Source organism: Kutzneria chonburiensis, assembly GCF_028622115.1.
Lineage (GTDB): Bacteria > Actinomycetota > Actinomycetes > Mycobacteriales > Pseudonocardiaceae > Kutzneria > Kutzneria chonburiensis.
Genome location: NZ_CP097263.1, coordinates 6,779,568 through 6,798,798, shown reverse-complemented (window position 1 = coordinate 6,798,798; position 19,231 = coordinate 6,779,568). Strand labels below are relative to the sequence as shown.

General features: G+C 69.1%; 18 protein-coding genes. 15 read left to right on the top strand and 3 right to left on the bottom strand.

Going from position 1 to position 19,231, the window contains the following annotated elements:
- Positions 1-168: 168 nt before the first annotated feature.
- Complete coding sequence (locus M3Q35_RS31095) at positions 169-1,122, bottom strand: hypothetical protein (protein ID WP_273936102.1); 954 nt, start codon at positions 1,120-1,122, stop codon at positions 169-171.
- A gap of 138 nt (positions 1,123-1,260) precedes the next feature.
- On the opposite strand from M3Q35_RS31095, the gene M3Q35_RS31090 reads away from it, so the two are divergent.
- The 15 genes from M3Q35_RS31090 (at position 1,261) to nuoN (ending at position 18,629) form a co-directional block, all read left to right on the top strand.
- A complete protein-coding gene (locus M3Q35_RS31090) occupies positions 1,261-2,541 on the top strand; it encodes a geranylgeranyl reductase family protein (RefSeq protein ID WP_273936101.1) in 1,281 nt (426 codons plus the stop codon).
- Between the two features lie 428 nt (positions 2,542-2,969).
- Complete coding sequence (locus M3Q35_RS31085; RefSeq protein ID WP_043721392.1) at positions 2,970-3,371, top strand: NADH-quinone oxidoreductase subunit A; 402 nt, start codon at positions 2,970-2,972, stop codon at positions 3,369-3,371.
- 12 nt (positions 3,372-3,383) lie between these two features.
- Positions 3,384-3,995, top strand: a complete 612-nt coding sequence (locus tag M3Q35_RS31080) for a NuoB/complex I 20 kDa subunit family protein (RefSeq protein WP_273936100.1) — start codon at positions 3,384-3,386, stop codon at positions 3,993-3,995.
- Positions 3,996-4,004: 9 nt separating this feature from the next.
- The gene (locus tag M3Q35_RS31075) at positions 4,005-4,766 is read left to right on the top strand and encodes an NADH-quinone oxidoreductase subunit C (protein WP_273936099.1); all 762 of its coding nucleotides are present in this window, start codon (positions 4,005-4,007) and stop codon (positions 4,764-4,766) included.
- The gene (locus M3Q35_RS31070) at positions 4,763-6,085 is read left to right on the top strand and encodes an NADH-quinone oxidoreductase subunit D (protein ID WP_273936098.1); all 1,323 of its coding nucleotides are present in this window, start codon (positions 4,763-4,765) and stop codon (positions 6,083-6,085) included. The genes M3Q35_RS31075 and M3Q35_RS31070 overlap by 4 nt, the downstream gene beginning before the upstream one ends.
- The gene (gene nuoE / locus M3Q35_RS31065; RefSeq protein WP_273936097.1) at positions 6,082-6,816 is read left to right on the top strand and encodes an NADH-quinone oxidoreductase subunit NuoE; all 735 of its coding nucleotides are present in this window, start codon (positions 6,082-6,084) and stop codon (positions 6,814-6,816) included. The genes M3Q35_RS31070 and nuoE overlap by 4 nt, the downstream gene beginning before the upstream one ends.
- 10 nt (positions 6,817-6,826) lie before the next feature.
- A complete protein-coding gene (gene nuoF, locus M3Q35_RS31060; RefSeq protein WP_273936096.1) occupies positions 6,827-8,128 on the top strand; it encodes an NADH-quinone oxidoreductase subunit NuoF in 1,302 nt (433 codons plus the stop codon).
- Positions 8,129-8,131: 3 nt separating this feature from the next.
- Positions 8,132-10,597: an NADH-quinone oxidoreductase subunit G gene (locus M3Q35_RS31055; protein WP_273936095.1), complete on the top strand. Its 2,466-nt coding sequence runs from the start codon at positions 8,132-8,134 to the stop codon at positions 10,595-10,597.
- A complete protein-coding gene (nuoH, locus tag M3Q35_RS31050) occupies positions 10,594-11,940 on the top strand; it encodes an NADH-quinone oxidoreductase subunit NuoH (RefSeq protein WP_273936094.1) in 1,347 nt (448 codons plus the stop codon). The genes M3Q35_RS31055 and nuoH overlap by 4 nt, the downstream gene beginning before the upstream one ends.
- The gene (gene nuoI, locus M3Q35_RS31045; protein WP_043721408.1) at positions 11,927-12,451 is read left to right on the top strand and encodes an NADH-quinone oxidoreductase subunit NuoI; all 525 of its coding nucleotides are present in this window, start codon (positions 11,927-11,929) and stop codon (positions 12,449-12,451) included. Before nuoH ends, nuoI begins: the two co-directional genes overlap by 14 nt.
- Positions 12,452-12,471: 20 nt before the next feature.
- Positions 12,472-13,299 carry an NADH-quinone oxidoreductase subunit J gene (locus M3Q35_RS31040; protein WP_273944519.1) on the top strand — a complete coding sequence of 276 codons (828 nt, stop codon included), beginning with the start codon at positions 12,472-12,474 and terminating at the stop codon, positions 13,297-13,299.
- A complete protein-coding gene (nuoK, locus tag M3Q35_RS31035; protein WP_273936093.1) occupies positions 13,296-13,595 on the top strand; it encodes an NADH-quinone oxidoreductase subunit NuoK in 300 nt (99 codons plus the stop codon). The genes M3Q35_RS31040 and nuoK overlap by 4 nt, the downstream gene beginning before the upstream one ends.
- 15 nt (positions 13,596-13,610) lie before the next feature.
- Positions 13,611-15,539, top strand: a complete 1,929-nt coding sequence (gene nuoL / locus M3Q35_RS31030; RefSeq protein WP_273936092.1) for an NADH-quinone oxidoreductase subunit L — start codon at positions 13,611-13,613, stop codon at positions 15,537-15,539.
- On the top strand, positions 15,539-17,107 hold the full coding sequence (locus M3Q35_RS31025; protein WP_273936091.1) for an NADH-quinone oxidoreductase subunit M: 1,569 nt from the start codon (positions 15,539-15,541) through the stop codon (positions 17,105-17,107). The genes nuoL and M3Q35_RS31025 overlap by 1 nt, the downstream gene beginning before the upstream one ends.
- Before the next feature lies 1 nt (position 17,108).
- Positions 17,109-18,629, top strand: coding sequence for an NADH-quinone oxidoreductase subunit NuoN (gene nuoN / locus M3Q35_RS31020; RefSeq protein ID WP_273936090.1), 1,521 nt, complete (start codon positions 17,109-17,111; stop codon positions 18,627-18,629).
- 60 nt (positions 18,630-18,689) lie between these two features.
- On the opposite strand, the gene M3Q35_RS31015 is transcribed toward nuoN, so the two are convergent.
- Complete coding sequence (locus tag M3Q35_RS31015) at positions 18,690-18,974, bottom strand: helix-turn-helix domain-containing protein (RefSeq protein WP_273936089.1); 285 nt, start codon at positions 18,972-18,974, stop codon at positions 18,690-18,692.
- Positions 18,967-19,188: a type II toxin-antitoxin system RelE/ParE family toxin gene (locus M3Q35_RS31010; RefSeq protein ID WP_273936088.1), complete on the bottom strand. Its 222-nt coding sequence runs from the start codon at positions 19,186-19,188 to the stop codon at positions 18,967-18,969. Before M3Q35_RS31010 ends, M3Q35_RS31015 begins: the two co-directional genes overlap by 8 nt.
- Between the last annotated feature and the right edge of the window lie 43 nt (positions 19,189-19,231).

The window sequence follows — 19,231 nt, the reverse complement described above, 5'->3', positions numbered from 1 at the left end:
CATTTGGCTTCAGCAGCCAACTGAGCCACTCACGTGCAGCACCCCCCGCGGTATTTGGGGCACCTGAGTGGCTTACTTGGCCCCAGGAGCCAAATGAGCCACTCACGTGCAGCAAGGGGTGGTTGGTGTCGGAGATCAAGTGCGCCACTCACGTGGCGTTGAAGGGCGTTAGCTGCGGGTGGCTGTGACGCGAGGACGTGGGTGGGTGGCCGCGCTGGCGTGCGCGGCTGTGAGGTCACGGAGCACCGCGGCGGTGTCTCGTTGTAGCTGAGAAGGCACGGTGTGGACCACGAGTACACCGGCGGCGGCGAGGGCGGAGTGTTTGCGCATGGTTCGCGCGTACGCCTCCGGAGCCAGGTGGAACTCCAGGGAGTCGATCTCCCACGCGAGCCCGACGTCGTCCCACCACGCGTCGACAACGCCGAGGCCACGGCCGTCCGCCGTGCGTAGAGCGACGTTCCAAGCCGGCGTCGGAAGACCACTGCGGTGGACCAGGGCACGGGCCCAAGCCTCGGCGGCCGACCGCACTCCGTCACCTACCTCCGTCAACACCGTCCGCACGACTGCGGTGCCACGCAGCCGACGCACGACGACCTCGCGGGTCAGCGATGCGACCGTGCACAGACCGCATTGGACGCCGTCGGCGAGCATGGCCCGGACGACATCGAGACGCTGGTCCCGTCGAGCCGCGTCAACGAGCGCTCGCTCGACATTCACCAGTGGCAGTCCGTCGACCGTCTCGGTGCGCCACGGTCGACGAGTTCGCTCCACCACCATGAAGGACTGGCTGGCCAAGGCGCGGCCGTTGGGCACCAGCACGTGCACGGAGTCGTCGGCCGGAAGCCGCCGCACGCCGTGCCGGCGAGCTGCCTCGACACCGGTGAGAGCGGCGCCGGGTCCGGCGCGCAACAACGCGGCTCGGATCATCTGGCGTCTGGTCGGAGAGCCTCCGGTCAGCAGATAGACGCCGGTGAGTAGCCGGGTCCAGCCCCCGCCCGGCTGGCACTTGTGGGACGGCAATTCGGGGTTGACACCGAGCCGGACCAGGTCCGTCCAGGTGGCCACGGCGTCAGGGAACATGCTGGTCAGCACGGCCAGATCTCTCGTGTTGCATCGAGTCACTCATCCAATGATGGGCACGGATCAGGGCGTTGCAACCAGCCCGCCGAAGGCTGTGGACAACTGGCCGGCGAGGCCCGAAGTTGTCCACAGTTAGACTCAATTGACCTGCAAGTGAACGAATTCACGAGGGAGTCCGGCATGAGCACGCCCAGCCGAGGCCAGGCCGGCGACGACGCCGACGTGATCGTGGTGGGAGCCGGGCCCGCGGGCTCGACCGCCGCGACGTACCTGGCGCGGGCCGGGCTTGACGTGCTGCTGCTGGAGAAGAGCACCTTCCCCCGGGAGAAGGTGTGCGGCGACGGCCTGACGCCCCGCGGCGTGAAGCAGCTGATCGACCTGGGCATCGACACCCGCGAAGAGGCGGGCTGGCTGCACAACAAGGGCCTGCGGGTGATCGCCGGCCAGACCCGGCTGGAGCTGGCCTGGCCGGAGCTGGCGAGCTTCCCGCCCTACGGCGTGGTCCGCCCCCGCCAGGACTTCGACGAGATGCTGGCCCGCACCGCGCAGAAGTCGGGGGCCCGGCTGCTCGAGGCGACGACCGTGACCGAGGCGGTCCGCAACGAGCGCACCGGCCGCATCGTCGGCGTGAAGACCAAGGGCGGCAAGGAGTTCCGCGCGCAGATCGTGCTGGCCTGCGACGGTGTCTCGGCCCGGCTGGCGCTGTCGATGGGCATCGAGAAGCGGGACGACCGGCCGATGGGCGTCGCGGTCCGCCGCTACTACAAGAGCCCCCGCACGCACGACGACTACCTCGAGTCGCACCTGGAGCTGTGGGACCGCACGGATCCGGCCAAGCCGGTGCTGATGCCGGGCTACGGCTGGCTGTTCGGCATGGGCGACGGCACGGTCAACGCCGGCCTCGGCATCCTGTCCACGTCGAAGGCCTACGGCCGCACCGACTACCGCGCGCTGATGAAGACGTGGCTGGACGGCACGCCGGAGGAGTGGGGCTACCGCGAGGAGAACGCGATCGGCAAGATCGGCGGCGCGGCGCTGCCGATGGGCTTCAACCGCACCCCGCACTACCGCGACGGCGTGCTGCTGGTCGGCGACGCGGGCGGCACGGTGAACCCGTTCAACGGCGAGGGCATCGGCTACGCCATGGAGTCGGCCAAGCTGGCGGCGGAGTGCGTGGTGCAGGCGATGGCCCGCCCGGCCGGCATGTCTCGTGAACACGCCCTGCACGCCTACCCGACGCGCCTGCGCGACGCCCTGGGCAGCTACTACCGGCTGGGCAACATCTTCTCCAAGCTGATCGGCAACCCGACGATCATGCGCACCGCGACCCGCTACGGCATGCCGCAGGAGAAGCTGATGCGGCTCGTGCTCAAGCTGCTGGCCGGCCTGTACGACGAGAAGGACGGCGACGCCATGGACCGCGTGATCACGCTGGCCACGAGGCTCGCGCCGGCGGTCTGAGATGATGATCACACGGGTTCCGGCGGCCGAAGTCGATCACGCTCCGTGACATGACGTTTGTGCTGCTCAAGGCCGGGCGAAATCCCCTCGCAAGAGGGGATTTCGCATTTCCGGACCATTCTCCGATTAATGACGGAAACACCCGATCGGCGTAGTCCGAACTCACTCGACATGATCTTGAACTGCCTCTGTTGTCAACCCCCTGGGCGACCCCGGAGAGGGGGCATACACTCGGCTCGCTTGTGAACTGGTTCACAAGCTTGTGAAGTATTTCACAAGCGGATCGGACGGTGGCGGCCGGAGGTGTCGGTGAACGTGCAGGTCGGGACGGCCGAGGTTAGGTCTGCCTTACCCGAGGTGCGGCGAACGTCACCCCTAGGGTTCCGTCACGTGGCCGGTGATCGGCCCCACACGGAGGAGACGAAAAGGTGCTGAACGTCGCTGAAGCCGCAGCGGCCCCCTCGGCTCTGGGGGCCTATGTCCCGCTGGTGTGCCTGTTCGTGCTGGCGGCCGCATTCGCGTTGTTCTCGGTGACGGCCGCGCCGTTCACCGGGCCCCGCCGCTACAACAAGGCCAAGCTGGACGCCTACGAGTGCGGGATCGAACCCTCGCCGCAGCCGATCGTCGGCGGCGGCCGGATGCCGGTGGCGTACTACCTCACCGCGATGCTGTTCATCCTGTTCGACATCGAGATGGTCTTCCTCTACCCGTTCGCGGTGAACTCCGACGCCCTGGGGCTGTTCGGGGTCGTGGAGATCGTCCTGTTCATCGCAACCGTCGGGTTCGCCTACGCGTACGTGTGGCGCCGCGGCGGCCTTGACTGGAACTGAGGGAGCGGCGAGATGGGTCTTGAGGAGAAGCTCCCCAACGGGATCATGTTGGCCAGCGTCGAAAAACTGGTCAACTGGACCCGCAAGTCGTCGCTGTGGCCGGCCACCTTCGGCCTGGCCTGCTGCGCGATCGAGATGATGACCACCGGCGCGCCCCGCTACGACCTGGCCCGCTTCGGCATGGAGGTCTTCCGGGCCTCGCCCCGCCAGGCCGACCTGATGATCGTGGCCGGCCGGGTGACCAACAAGATGGCCCCGGTGCTGCGCCAGATCTACGACCAGATGCCGGAGCCGCGCTGGGTGCTGGCGATGGGCGTGTGCGCCTCCTCCGGCGGCATGTTCAACAACTACGCCGTGGTGCAGGGCGTCGACCACGTGGTCCCGGTCGACATGTACCTGCCGGGCTGCCCGCCCCGCCCCGAGATGCTCATCGACGCGATCCTCAAGATCCACCAGAAGATCATGGACGAGCCGCTCGGCGCCAAGCGCGCCGCGCTGCTGGCCGAATCCGGCTACCGCACCGAGCTGGTGCCGTCCTCGGTCCACTACGGCAAGCCCGGCAGCAAGCAGTTCCGCGGCCCGGTCGATCCCAGCCACCGCCACCAGCTCACCGCCGGGGAGTGACGCGTTCCCGTGACTGACAATCCCACCACCCCAGAGCCCGGCGGCGTGCACTCCAGCGCCGACCGCCCGGCAGGAGGCCTGGAGCCACGCGGCGCCGAGCCGGCCGGCGGCCCGCTGGTCACCGGCCGCGCCCGCAAGGGCATGTTCCACATCTCCGGCTCCGGCGACACCTCCGGCTTCGGCGGCCTGCGCCTGCCGGCCCACGTGGCCGCGCCAAGCGAGCGCCCGTTCGGCGGCTGGTTCGACGAGGTCGCCGACGAGCTGCTGGCCGCGATCAACGAGGCCGAGTTGCCGGCCGACACCGTGCAGCAGATCACCGTGGACCGCGGCGAGATCACCTTCTACATCCAGCGCGAGCAGCTGCTGAAGGTCGCGCGCATCGTCCGCGACGACCCGGCGCTGCGCTTCGAGCTGTGCAGCTCGGTGTCCGGCGTCGACTACGGCGCCGACGTGCCGCAGCGGCTGCACTCCGTCTACCACCTCACGTCGATGACCTACCGCCGCCGGATCCGGCTGGAGGTCTGCGTCGACGTCGACGACCCGCACATGCCCTCCGTCGTCGAGGTCTACCCGACCGCGGACTGGCAGGAGCGCGAGGCCTGGGACATGTTCGGGATCGTCTACGACGGCCACCCCGCGCTGACCCGAATCCTGATGCCGGACGACTGGGACGGCCACCCGCAGCGCAAGGACTACCCGCTGGGCGGCATCCCGGTCGAGTACAAGGGCGCCGAGATCCCGCCGCCCGACCAGCGGAGGTCGTACTCATGAGCAGCACCGAAGAGGACCTGTACGCAAGTTCTCGGGAAACCACCGAGGGCACGGTCTTCAACGTCTTCGGCGGTGACTGGGACGAGGTCGTCGAGGACGCGCTCGGCAACGAGCGCATCGTGATGAACCTCGGCCCCCAGCACCCGTCGACGCACGGCGTGCTGCGCCTGGTGCTGGAGCTGGAGGGCGAGACCGTCACCCAGGGCCGCACCGTCATCGGCTACCTGCACACCGGCATCGAGAAGAACGTCGAGTACCGGAACTGGACCCAGGGCGTCACCTTCGTGACGCGCATGGACTACCTGGCGCCGCTGTTCAACGAGGCCGCCTACTGCATGGCCGTGGAGAAGCTGCTCGGCGTCGAGGTGCCGGAGCGGGCGCAGGTCGGCCGCGTGCTGCTGATGGAGATCAACCGCATCGGCTCGCACCTGGTCGCGCTGGCCACCGGCGGCATGGAGCTGGGCGCGCTGACCGGCATGACCGCCGGCTTCCGTGAGCGTGAGGAAGTCCTGCACCTGCTGGAGTTCCTCACCGGCCTGCGGATGAACCACGCCTACATCCGGCCCGGCGGCCTGGCCCAGGACTTCCCGGTGGACGCGGTCGAGAAGATCACCGACTTCGTCAAGCTGATGAAGAAGCGGCTGCCCGACTACGACAAGCTGCTGACCGGCCAGCCGATCTGGAAGAACCGGCTGGCCGGCATCGGCGTGCTGCCGGTGGACGCCTGCCTGGCCCTTGGCATCACCGGCCCGATCCTGCGGTCGGCCGGCCTGGCCTGGGACATGCGCAAGGTCGAGCCGTACCTGGGCTACGAGACCTACGACTTCGAGGTGCCCACCTCGACCGACGCCGACTGCTATGCCCGCTACCTGCTGCGGCTGGAGGAGATCCACCAGTCGCTGCGGATCATCGAGCAGGCGGTCAAGCGGCTGGCCCCGGGCCCGGTCATGGTGGAGGACGCCAAGATCGCCTGGCCGGCCCAGCTGACCATCGGCTCCGACGGCATGGGCAACTCGCTCGAGCACGTGCGCAAGATCATGGGGCAGTCGATGGAGTCCCTGATCCACCACTTCAAGCTGGTCACCGAGGGCTTCGCGGTGCCGGCCGGCCAGGTGTACGTGCCGGTGGAGTCGCCCCGCGGCGAGCTGGGCTACCACGTCGTCTCCGACGGCGGCACCAGGCCGTTCCGGGTCCACGTGCGGGACCCAAGTTTCGTGAACCTGCAGTCGATGCCGGCGATGAGCGAAGGCGGCATGGTCGCCGACGTGATCGCCGCGGTGGCCTCGATCGACCCGGTGATGGGTGGGTGTGACCGGTGACCTCTGATCTCTCCGACGACCTCTTCGGCACGGACATCGCGGACAAGGCCAAGGCGATCATCGCCCGCTACCCGCGGTCCCGCTCGGCGCTGCTGCCGATGCTGCACCTGGTGCAGTCGGTCGAGGGCTACGTCAGCGTGGACGGCATCGCGTTCTGCGCCGACCAGCTGGACCTGACCACCGCCGAGGTGAGCGCGGTGGCCACGTTCTACACGATGTACAAGCGCAAGCCGTGCGGCGAGCACCTGGTCAGCGTGTGCACGAACACGCTGTGCGCGGCGCTCGGCGGCGACGCCATCTACGACGGGCTGCGCAAGCACCTCGGCCGTGACGGCAAGGCGCTCGGCCACGAGCAGACCTCCGGCGAGCCGGGCGAGCCCGGCTCGATCACGCTGGAGCACGCCGAGTGCCTTGCCGCCTGCGACCTGGCCCCGGTGCTTCAGGTCAACTACGAGTTCTACGACAACCAGACGCCGGAGTCGGCGCTGGACCTGGTCAAGCAGCTACAGGCCGGCAAGAAGCCGGACCCCAGCCGGGGCGCGCCGCTGACCGACTTCCGTCAGGTCGAGCTCCAGCTGGCCGGTTTCCTGGACGGCCGGGAGTCCGATGTGGACGGTCCGTCGGCCGCGCCGGAGACGCTGCGCGGAGCCAAGATCGCGCACGAGAAGGGGTGGACCGCGCCGGCGATGCCGGACTCGGTCTCCTTCCCCGCTCTGCCGGAGAAGAAGTGAGGGGGCGGCAGTGAACAACGACGTCAAACCACTGACCCCGGTGCTGACCAAGCGGTGGCTGTCGCCGAGGTCGTGGACGATCAGGACCTATGAGCAGCTGGAGGGCTACACCGCCCTGCGCAAGGCGCTCAAGGCCCATCCGGACCAGCTCATCCAGCTGTGCAAGGACTCCGGGCTGCGCGGTCGTGGCGGCGCCGGCTTCCCGACCGGCATGAAGTGGGGCTTCATCCCGCAGGGCGACGGCAAGCCGCACTACCTCGTGATCAACGCCGACGAGGGCGAGCCGGGCACCTGCAAGGACATCCCGCTGATGATGGCCGACCCGCACTCGCTGGTCGAAGGCATCATCATCACCTCGTACGCGATCAGGGCCAACTTCGCCGCGGTCTACGTGCGCGGCGAGGCGCTGCACTGCATCCGCCGGATGCAGGCCGCGGTGCAGGAGGCCTACGCGGCCGGCTACCTGGGCAAGGACATCCTCGGCTCGGGCTTCGACCTGGACGTGGTGATCCACTCCGGTGCCGGCGCGTACATCTGCGGCGAGGAGACGGCGCTGCTGGACTCGCTGGAGGGCCTGCGCGGCCAGCCCCGGCTCAAGCCGCCGTTCCCGGCCACCTCCGGCCTGTACGAGTCGCCGACCGTGGTCAACAACGTGGAGACCATCGCCAGCGTGCCGTTCATCGTCAACGGCGGCTCGGACTGGTTCCGCGCCATGGGCCGGGACCGCTCGCCGGGACCGAAGATCTACTCGCTGTCCGGGCACGTCACCAACCCCGGCCAGTACGAGGCGCCGATGGGCACCACGCTGCGCCAGCTGCTCGAGCTGGCCGGCGGCATGAAGGACGGCATCCCGCTGAAGTTCTGGACGCCAGGCGGCAGCTCGACCCCGCTGTTCACGGCCGACCACCTGGACGTGCCGCTGGACTTCGAGGGCGCGGCCGAGGCCGGCTCGATGCTGGGCACCACCGCGCTCCAGCTGTTCAACGAGACCGTGTCGGTGCCGTGGGCCGTGATGAAGTGGACCGAGTTCTACAAGCACGAGTCCTGCGGCAAGTGCACCCCGTGCCGGGAGGGCACCTACTGGCTGGTGCAGATCCTCCAGCGGATGGTGCGCGGCGAGGGCACGGCCAGCGACATCGACACGCTGCTGGACATCTGCGACAACGTGCTGGGGCGCTCGTTCTGCGCGCTCGGTGACGGCGCGGTCAGCCCGATCACCAGCGGCATCCAGTACTTCAAGGACGAGTTCCTGGCGCTGTGCGACACCAACGCGGCCAGCACCGGGAAGCACGCACTGGCAGGAGCGCACTGAGACATGACTGTCGCACCTGAGAAGCCGACGTCGTCGGAGCTGGTCGTCCCCGAGGGCCACGTGAAGCTCACCATCGACGGGCTGGAAGTGGTTGCTCCCAAGGGAGAGCTGCTGATCCGCACGGCCGAGCGGCTGGGCATCGTGGTCCCGCGGTTCTGCGACCACCCGCTGCTGGACCCGGCCGGCGCCTGCCGGCAGTGCCTGGTCGAGGTGGAGATGGGCGGCCGGCCGATGCCGAAGCCGCAGGCCAGCTGCACCATGACCGTGGCCGACGGCATGGTGGTCAAGACCCAGCACACCTCGCCGGTGGCCGACAAGGCCCAGCAGGGCGTGATGGAGCTGCTGCTGATCAACCACCCGCTGGACTGCCCGATCTGCGACAAGGGCGGCGAGTGCCCGCTGCAGAACCAGGCGCTGGCCCACGGCCGCAGCGACTCCCGGTTCGTGGAGACCAAGCGGACCTTCCCCAAGCCGATCCCGATCTCCAGCCAGGTGCTGCTGGACCGGGAGCGGTGCGTGCTGTGCCAGCGCTGCACCCGGTTCTCCAAGCAGATCGCCGGCGACCCGTTCATCGACCTGCTCGAGCGCGGTTCGCAGCAGCAGATCGGCATCGCCGAGGAGCAGCCGTTCCAGAGCTACTTCTCCGGCAACACCATCCAGATCTGCCCGGTCGGCGCGCTGACCAGTGCCGCCTACCGGTTCCGGGCCCGTCCGTTCGACCTCATGTCCACGCCGAGCGTGTGCGAGCACTGCTCGTCGGGCTGCTCCCAGCGTTCGGACTGGCGGCGCGGCAAGGTGATGCGCCGGCTGGCCGGCGACGACCCGGCCGTGAACGAGGAGTGGAACTGCGACAAGGGCCGGTTCGCCTTCCGCTACGCCACGTCCGCCGACCGCCTGCTGCGGCCGATGGTCCGTGACGAGAACGGCGAGCTGGTCGAGACCTCGTGGACGGAAGCGCTGCGGGTGGCGGCCGAGGGCCTGGCCGCGGCCAAGGCCAACGGCGGCGCCGGCGTGCTGGCCGGCGGCCGGGTGACCGTCGAGGACGCCTACGCCTACGCCAAGTTCGCCCGGGTCGCCCTGGGCAGCAACGACGTGGACTTCCGGGCCCGGCCGCATTCGGCCGAGGAGCTGGACTTCCTGTCCTCGCACGTGGTCGGCACCTCCCCGGACAACGGCGGCGTCACCTACGCCGACCTGGAGAAGGCGCCGGCCGTGCTGTGCGTCGCCTTCGAGGCCGAGGAGGAGTCGCCGATCGTCTTCCTGCGGCTGCGCAAGGCATCCCGCACCGGCAAGACCAAGGTGTTCCACCTCAGCCAGAGCACCAGCAGCGCCATCGAGAAGACCAACGGCACGCTGCTGCGCTGTGTTCCCGGCGGCGAGCCGGCGGCGATCGAGGGCCTGTTCTTCAACTCCAGCACGGCCGGCGCGTTCGAGGCGCTGTCCGGCAGCGGGGCGGTGATCCTGGTCGGCGAGCGGGCCGCGGAGATCCCCGGTCTGTTCTCGTCGGTGCTGCGGCTGGCCGAGCGGACCGGCGCCCGTGCGGCGTGGATCCCGCGCCGGGCCGGCGAACGTGGTGCGCTGGAGGCCGGTGCGCTGCCGAACCTGTTGCCGGGTGGGCGTCTGGTCACCGACCCGACGCTGCGGGCCGAGGTCGAGCAGGCGTGGGGTCTTGAGGCCGGCGCGCTGCCGGCCGAGCCCGGTCGCGACACCGACGGCATCCTCGCCGCGGCGGCGTCCGGCGAGCTGGCCGGCCTGGTGGTCGGCGGCGTCGACCCGTACGACCTGGCCGACCCGGAGCTCGCGCTGCGGGCGCTGGACCAGGCCTTCGTGGTCAGCCTCGAGCTGCGGCCCAGCGCCGTGACCGAGCGGGCCGACGTCGTGCTGCCGATCGCGCCGTCCGCCGAGAAGTCGGGCAGCTACCGCAACTGGGAGAACCGCGACCGCGCCTTCAGCACCACGCTGGACGGCACCGGCGCGCTGCCCGACTGCCGGGTGCTGGACACGCTGGCCGTCGAGATGGACGCGGATCTGTTCACGCAGACGCCCGCGGCCGCGGCGGCCAACCTGGCCCGGCTGGGCGCCCCGCGCACCAGCCGCCGGGCCGAGCCGCCCACGGTGCCGGCCCCGCCGGCCCCGACCGCGGGCGACGGCCAGGTGCTGCTGGCCAGCTGGCGGCAGCTGATCGACAACGGCTCGCTCCAGGACGACGAGCCCAACCTGGCCGGCACGGCCCGCACCGCGGTCATCCGGGTGTCGCCGTCGACCGCCGACCGGCTCGGCGTGGTCGAGGGCCACGCCGCGACCGTGGTCACCGACCGCGGCAGCGTGACGCTGCCGGTCGAGCTGGCCGACCTGCCGGAGGACGTGGTCTGGCTGCCGGGCAACTCCGGCGGCTCGCGGCTGCGCCGGAACCTCGGCGTCGGGCACGGCGCCTCGGTGACCTTGCACGCTGGCGGAGGGGACGCATGAAGTACCTATCAGCCCCCAGCCCGAACACGGGGCAGCTGCTGGCCGGCGACCCGCTGTGGCTGGTGATCATCAAGACCCTGGCGATCTTCGTCCTGCTGGTCGTGATGACGCTGTTCATGATCTGGTTCGAGCGCCGGGTCGTGGCTCGGATGCAGCACCGGCCCGGCCCCAACCGGGTCGGCCCGGCCGGTCTGCTCCAGTCGCTGGCCGACGGCCTGAAGCTGGCGTTCAAGGAGGACATCCGGCCGGTACTGGCCGACAAATGGGTGTTCTTCCTGGCCCCGGTGATCTCCGCGGTGCCGGCCTTCCTGGCCTTCTCGGTGATGCCGCTCGGCGGCGAGGTCACCATCTTCGGCCAGGACACCGCGCTCCAGCTGGCCGACCTGCCGGTCGGCGTGCTGGTGGTGCTGGCCTGCTCGTCCATCGGCGTGTACGGCATCGTGCTGTCCGGCTGGTCCTCCGGCTCGCCCTACCCGCTGCTGGGCGCGCTGCGCTCGGCCGCGCAGGTGATCTCGTACGAGATCGCGATGGGGCTGTCCATCGTCGGCGTGATCCTGCTGTCGCACTCGCTGTCCACGGCCGAGATCGTGAACTCGCAGCAGGGCCTGTGGTACGTGCTCACGCTGTTCCCGAGCTTCGTGATCTACCTGGTGTCCATGGTCGGCGAGACCAACCGGGCCCCGTTCGACCTGGCCGAGGCCGAGTCGGAGCTGGTCGGCGGCTTCCACACCGAGTACAGCTCGCTGAAGTTCGCGCTGTTCTTCCTGGCCGAGTACATCAACATGGTCACCGTCTCGGCCTTCGCGACGACGCTGTTCCTCGGCGGCTGGCACGCGCCGCTGCCGTTCAACCTGATCGCCGACGGCTACTTCGACACCGGCTGGTGGGGCCTGCTCTGGTTCGTGGGCAAGATGATGGTGCTGCTGTTCACCTTCGTCTGGCTGCGCGGCACCCTGCCCCGTATGCGCTACGACCAGTTCATGCGCATCGGCTGGAAGGTCCTGGTGCCGGTCAGCCTGGTCTGGATCGTGCTGGTGGTCTGCGTTCGCGCGCTGACCGGCGCGCAGAAGGACAGCTGGGGCGGCGCCGGCTACGGGGTCGGCATCGCGATCATGATCATCGCCATCCTGGTCGTCGTCGCGCTCATCCCCGAGCGCAAGGCGCCGTCCGACCCGGACCGGGTCATGGTCACCGGCGGCGGCTACCCGCTGCCCCCGCTCGACCTCAAGGTCCCGAAGGCGCCCAAGCGCCGCCAGGCCGTGGCCAAGCCGGCCGAATCGCCTGAACCCGCTGCCGTGGCGGCGTCGTCCACCCCGAAGGAGGCCAGCGATGGGGATTCTTGATCCCCTCAAGGGCTTCGGCGTCACCTTCTCGACGATGTTCAAGAAGGTCGTGACCGAGCAGTACCCGGAGGACTACCGGCCGACCGCCGCCCGATACCACGGCCGGCACCAGCTCAACCGGCACCCGGACGGGCTGGAGAAGTGCGTCGGCTGCGAGCTGTGCGCCTGGGCCTGCCCGGCCGACGCGATCTTCGTCGAGGGCGGCGACAACACCGAGGACGCGCGCTACTCGCCCGGTGAGCGGTACGGCAAGGACTACCAGATCAACTACCTCCGGTGCATCGGCTGCGGCCTGTGCATCGAGGCCTGCCCGACCCGCTCGCTGACCATGACCAACTTCTACGAGTTGGCCGACGACGACCGGCAGCGCCTGATCTTCACCAAGGAAGACCTGATGGCGCCGCTGCTGGCCGGCATGGAGCAGCCGCCGCACCCGATGCGGCTGGGCGAGAACGAGCAGGACTACTACGTCAACGGGCCCGAGCTGGCGCGAGGGGAGGCGGCCAAGTGAGCGCGCTCGTGCAGTTCGTGATGCAACAGCAGCAGACCGCGCCGCCGCCGGCCGACGTGGTGAGCACCGGCGAGGCCGTGGGCTTCTGGATCCTCGGCCCGCTGGCCCTGCTCGGCGGCCTCGGCATGCTGTTCGCCCGCAACGCCGTGCACTCGGCGCTGTTCCTGGTGCTGACGATGCTCAGCCTCGGCGTGCTGTACATGCTCCAGCAGGCGCCGTTCCTCGGCTTCGTGCAGATCATCGTCTACACCGGCGCGGTCATGATGCTGTTCCTGTTTGTGCTGATGCTGGTCGGCCGGGACAGCTCCGACTCGGTGGTGGAAGTGCTGCGCGGCCAGCGGGTGATCGCCGCGATCTTCGGCATCGGCTTCGCCGGCGTGGCCATCTCGGCCCTGCTGCGCGCGGTGTCGAACGTGCCGTCGGTCGGGTTGGCCCAGGCCAACCAGGGCGGCAACCTGAACAACATCGGCAAGCTGGTCTTCACCGACTACCTGTTCCCGTTCGAGCTGACCTCGGCGCTGCTGATCACCGCCGCCGTCGGCGCGATGGTGCTGGCCTTCGTCGGCAAGAGCCGGCAGGCGCTGAAGTCCCAGCGCGAGCTGGTGATCGAGCGCTTCCGCGGCAACCGGCCGTCGCCGCTGCCCGGCCCCGGCGTGTTCGCCACCGCCAACTCGGTGGCCACCCCGGCGCTGCTGCCGGACGGCTCCGTCGCCCCCGAGTCGCTGTCCGAGCTGATCGAGGCCACCGCCTCGGAGACGTTCGACCACGACCGGGCCGAGGTCGCCGGCACCGAGCACCACGCCGACGCGCACGCGCTGACCGGCGACCACGAGGAGGCGAAGCGATGACGCCGACCTACTACCTGCTGCTGTCCGCGCTGCTGTTCAGCATCGGCGCGATCGGCGTGCTGGTCCGGCGCAACGCCATCGTCGTGTTCATGTGCGTCGAGCTGATGCTCAACGCGGTGAACCTGACGCTGGTCACCTTCGCGCGGATCAACGGCCAGCTCGACGGCCAGGTGATGGGCTTCTTCGTGATGGTGGTGGCCGCCGCCGAGGTCGTGGTCGGCCTGGCCATCATCATGGCCATCTTCCGGACCCGTCGGTCGGCCTCGGTCGACGACTCGAACCTGCTCAAGTACTAAGGGGCGACCGGGAAAATGACGGATATCTCCGCGGTCGGGCAGTTCGCCTGGCTGCTGCTCGTGTTGCCCCTGGTCGGCGCGGTGATCCTGTTGCTGGCCGGCAAGGCCGCCAACAAGTGGGGCCATCTGCTCGGCTGCGCGACGGTGCTGGCCGCCTTCGTGTACGGCGTGATCCTGTTCTTCGACACCACCAGCCACGCGGCCGCGCAGCGGGTGTCGGAACTGCACATCTTCTCCTGGATCCCGGTGCAGACCCTGCAGGTCGACTTCGGCCTGCGGCTGGACCCGCTGTCGGTGACCTTCGTGCTGCTGATCACCGGCGTCGGCTCCCTGATCCACATCTACTCCATCGGCTACATGTCGCACGACGACGGGCGGCGGCGGTTCTTCGCCTACCTCAACCTGTTCGTCGCGGCCATGCTGCTGCTGGTGCTGGGCAACGGCTTCGTGACGCTGTACTTCGGCTGGGAGGGCGTCGGTCTGGCGTCGTACCTGTTGATCGGCTGGTACCAGAACCGGCCGTCCGCGGCGACCGCGGCCAAGAAGGCCTTCCTGATGAACCGGGTCGGCGACGTCGGCCTGGCCATCGCCATCTTCCTGCTGTGGGCCAACCTCGGCACCACGCAGTACACCGAGGTCTTCGCGAAGATCGGCACGCTGTCGCCGGGCACCATCCTGGCCATCAGCCTGCTGCTCCTGCTCGGCGCCTGCGGCAAGTCGGGCCAGTTCCCGCTCCAGGCCTGGTTGCCCGACGCGATGGAGGGCCCGACCCCGGTCTCGGCCCTCATCCACGCGGCAACCATGGTCACCGCCGGTGTGTACCTGATCGCCCGGTCCAACCCGATCTACAACCTCACCGAGGACGGGCGGCTGGTCGTCACCATCATCGGCACCATCACGCTGCTGATCGGGTGCATCGTCGGCTGTGCCTACGACGACATCAAGAAGGTGCTGGCGTACTCCACCGTCAGCCAGATCGGGTACATGATCCTCGCGGTCAGCCTCGGCCCGATCGGCTACGCGCTGGGCATCGTGCACCTGCTCACGCACGGCTTCTTCAAGGCGGGCCTGTTCCTCGGCGCCGGTTCGGTCATGCACGGCATGAACGACGAGGTCGACATGCGCAAGTTCGGCGGCCTGTACAAGCGGATGCCGATCACGTTCGTCACCTTCGGCCTCGGCTACCTGGCCCTGATCGGCTTCCCGTTCCTGTCCGGCTACTTCTCCAAGGACGCCATCATCGAGGCGGCGTTCTCCGGTGAGGGCTGGCACGCCTGGGTCTTCGGCGGGGCGGCCATGCTCGGCGTCGCGCTGACCGCGTTCTACATGACCCGGCTGATGCTGATGACCTTCTTCGGCAAGGAGCGCTGGAAGGACATCAAGTCCGAGGACGGCAAGGACTTCCACCCGCACGAGTCGCCGGCCGTGATGACCGTGCCGATGATCATCCTGGCCATCGGCTCCATCGGCGCCGGCTGGTTCCTCACCAGCGGAGACCGGCTGGCCAACTGGCTGGAGCCGTCGCTGGGCGCGCTGCGCGCGCACGGCGAGGGTCCGATCCCGGAGCTCGGCCTGACGGTGATCTCGTTGGCGCTCATGGTGATCGGCGCCGGTGCGGCCTGGTTGTTCGTCGGCCGCAAGGACGTTCCGCTGGAGAAGCCGGCCAAGGTGTCCTGGCCGGTCCGCGCGGCCCGGGCCGACCTGTACGGCAATGCCCTGAACGAGGCGCTGTTCGCCAAGCCCGGCGAGGCGCTCACCCGGGGCCTGGTCGTGCTGGACGACAAGGGCGTCGACGGCGCCGTCACGGGGCTGGCCGGCACGCTCGGCTTCCTGTCCTCGCTGCTGCGGCGCACCCAGACCGGGTTCGTCAGGTCCTACGCGCTGACCATGCTGGGCGGCTCCGTCCTGGTGGTCGCGGCTCTGCTGATGGTGAGGTTCTCCTGATGGGAACGGGGTTGCTGCTCGCCCTGCTGGTGCTGCCGCTGGTCGGCGCGCTGGTGGTGGCGTTCCTGAAGAACGACGACCGGATCGCCAAGATCACCGCGCTCGGCGTGACCCTGGTCGAGTTCGTGCTCGCGGTGGCGCTGTGGATCAGCTACGTGCCCGGCGGCGACCGCATCCAGTTCTCCTCGTCGGTGAACTGGATGGCGCAGCTGGGCGTGCACCTGTCGTTCGGCGTCGACGGCATCGCGCTGGTGATGATCGGCGTGATCGCCCTGCTGGTGCCGATCGTGATCGGCGCCGGCTGGGCCGAGAAGCTGCCGACGGGTCGTTCCGCCGGCGGCTTCCTGTCGCTGATCCTGGTGCAGGAGTCGTTGATGGTCGGCGTGTTCGCCGCCACCGACGTGTTCCTGTTCTACGTGCTGTTCGAGATCATGCTGATCCCGATGTACTTCCTCATCGGCGGCTACGGCGGCGCCCGCAGGCAGTACGCGGCGGTGAAGTTCTTCCTGTACTCGTTCCTCGGCGGCCTGATCATGCTGGCCTCGGCGATCGGCTGCTACTCGCTGGCCGCCGACAAGCTGGGGCACGGCACGTTCGACTGGGCGACGCTGGTGACCGTGGTGCGGGACGCGCCGCTGGGCACCCAGGTGTGGCTGTTCTTCGGCTTCTTCCTGGCGTTCGCCATCAAGGCGCCGCTGGTGCCGCTGCACACCTGGCTGCCCGACGCCGCCGAGCAGGCGCCGATCGGCGTGGCCGTGATCCTGGTCGGCGTGCTGGACAAGGTCGGCACCTTCGGTTTCCTGCGCTACCTGCTGCCGATGTTCCCCGAGGCCAGCAAGGTGCTCGCGCCGCTGGTGCTGGTGCTGGGCGTGATCGGCGTGCTGTACGGCTCGCTGCTCGCGGTCGGGCAGACCGACCTCAAGCGGCTCATCGCGTACGTGTCGATCGCGCACTTCGGCTTCATCGCGATCGGCATCTTCGCCTTCACCTCGCAGTCCGAGGTCGGCGCGGTGTCGTACATGGTCAACCACTCCATCGCCACCGGCATGCTGATCCTGGTGATCGGCATGGTGATCGCGCGGGGCGGCTCGACCAAGATCGCCGACTACGGCGGCATGTCGAAGCTGACCCCGGTGCTGGCCGGCCTGTTCCTGGTGGCCGGTCTGTCCACGCTGTCGCTGCCCGGCACCAACTCCTTCATCTCGGAGTTCCTGGTGCTGCTCGGCTCGTACCCGACGCAGCCGGTGTACTCGGTGCTGGCCACCATCGGCATGATCCTGGCCGCGCTGTACGTGCTGTGGCTGTACCAGCGGGTCATGCAGGGTCCGGTGCGGGGCAACGCGCTGGTCGGCGTGTCCGGCGGGCCGGGTGCGGCCACCGATCCCGAGAAGGCCGCGGTGACCGACCTGAACAAGCGCGAGCTGGCCGTGCTGGCCCCGCTGGTGCTGCTGATCGTGGTGCTCGGCGTCTATCCGAAGCCGGTGCTGGACATTGTCGGGCCGTCGGTGTCGGCGACCATGAGCGCGGTGGGCGTGACCGATCCGGTGCCCGCGCAGGAAGGCAAGTGACGTGCTCTCCACATTCCTGTCGCAGGCCCAGGGCCAGATCAACCCGCCGGACGTCTCGTACGCGGCGATCGCGCCCATCCTGATCATTCTCGGCGCGGCCTGCATCGGCGTGCTCTTCGAGGCCTTCCTGGCCAAGGAGGCGCGGTGGGCGGCCCAGGTCGGGTTGTGCGTGGTGGCCATCCTGGCCGCCGGCGTGGCGCTGATCCTGTTCATGAACAGCGACGCCGCCAAGGGCGGGGTCGCCGGGCACACCGGCGTGCTGACGCTGGCCAACGTCATCTCCATCGACCAGCCCGCCCTGTTCCTGTGGGGCACGCTGCTCGCGCTGGGGCTGTTGGCCCTGCTGCTGTTGGCCGACCGGACCGTCGACCCGGAGGGGGCGCTGCAGACCGAGGCGTTCCCGCTGTTCCTGTTCGCCCTCGGCGGCATGCTCGTGTTCAGCGCGTCCAACAACCTGCTGACCATGTTCATCGCGCTGGAAGTGCTCAGCCTCCCGCTGTACCTCATGTGCGGTCTGGCCCGTAAGCGTCGGCTCATCTCCCAGGAAGCCGCCGTCAAGTACTTCCTGCTCGGGGCGTTCGCGTCGGCGTTCTTCCTGTACGGCACCGCGTTGCTGTACGGCTACGCCGGTTCCGTGCGGCTGTCCGACATCGCCAACGCCGCCGTCGGCACCGACCGTTCCGACACGCTCCTGTTCGGCGGTCTCGGCCTGCTGGTGGTCGGCCTGCTCTTCAAGGCCGCCGTCGGTCCGTTCCACACCTGGACCCCCGACGTCTACCAGGGCGCTCCGACGCCGGTCACCGCCTACATGGCGGCGTGCACCAAGGTCGCCGCGTTCGGCGGGATCCTGCGCGTGCTCACCGTGGCGTTCCAGTCCACGCAGTGGGAGTGGCGTGGGGTGCTGTGGGCCATCTGCATCGTGTCCATGGCCATCGGCGCCATCTTCGGTCTGACCCAGACCGACGTGAAGCGCATGATCGCCTACTCCTCGGTCGCCCACGCCGGCTTCCTGCTGGTCGGGGCCATCGCTCTGAACACCGACGGCTTGCAGTCCACCTTGTTCTACCTGGTGGCCTACGGCTTCACCACGATCGCGTCCTTCGGCGTGATCTCCCTGGTGCGGCGGGGCAGCGTCGAGGCCTCCGACCTGTCCGAATGGGCCGGTCTCGCCAAACGTTCGCCCTTGCTGGCCGCCGTCTTCACGTTCTTGCTGCTCGCCCTGGCCGGCATCCCCCTCACCAGCGGCTTCATCGGCAAGTTCGTGGTCTTCTCCGCCGCGCTCCGCGACGGCATGGCCCCCCTCGTCGTCATCGCCCTCGTCTTCAGCGCCGTCGCCGCGTTCTTCTACCTGCGCGTCGTCGTCCTGATGTACTTCAGCGAGCCCGCCGAGGACGGCCCCACCGTCACCGTGCCCGGCCCCTTCACCAGCGTCGCCATCGGCCTCGGCGTCTTCATCACCCTCCTGCTCGGCCTCGTCCCCGGCTTCGTCCTGGACTGGGCCCAGGGCGGCTTCCTCAGCTGAGCCCGCGTTCCACCCGAAAGGGGCGGCGCCGGATACCGGGGCCGCCCCTTTTCCTCTGTTTCAGGCTGCGAGCTTGACCACGAGCTTGGCGCCGAGCGCTTGCGCCAGTCGGTCCAGCACCGGAATCGTCGGCACCGTCCCACCGGCCTCGAACCGAGCCACCGCCGACTGTGTCATGCCGGCTGCCGTGGCCAGCTGGCCTTGGGTCCAGCCCAGCTGCTCACGCCTTTCGCGCACGTCCTTGCCGAGCTCGTAGGCCAGCCGCGCGGCCGCGAAGCCTTCCTTGGCCCCTGGCTTGCCCACGCGCCGTTCGCGCAGTTCCTGCCAGTTGCTCCGCTCAGCCATCGGTGCCGCTCCCGTCGTCCTCGTCAGGCGTGTGCTGCTGCGCGATGCACCATCTCATGGCACGACGGGCGCGCTGCACCTCGCCGTCGAGCTGTCGGGGGTACGGCTCGCCGAGTAACGGACCCTGGCCGGCCAACAGCTCGATGTAGAACTCAGCGACGCCGAACTGCTCGTCGGGCAGGTTCTCCAGCCAGTCGAGTACTTCCGGTTCCAACTCGACGGTGCAAAAAGACCCGGCCCCTCGCAAGCGAGAGAAC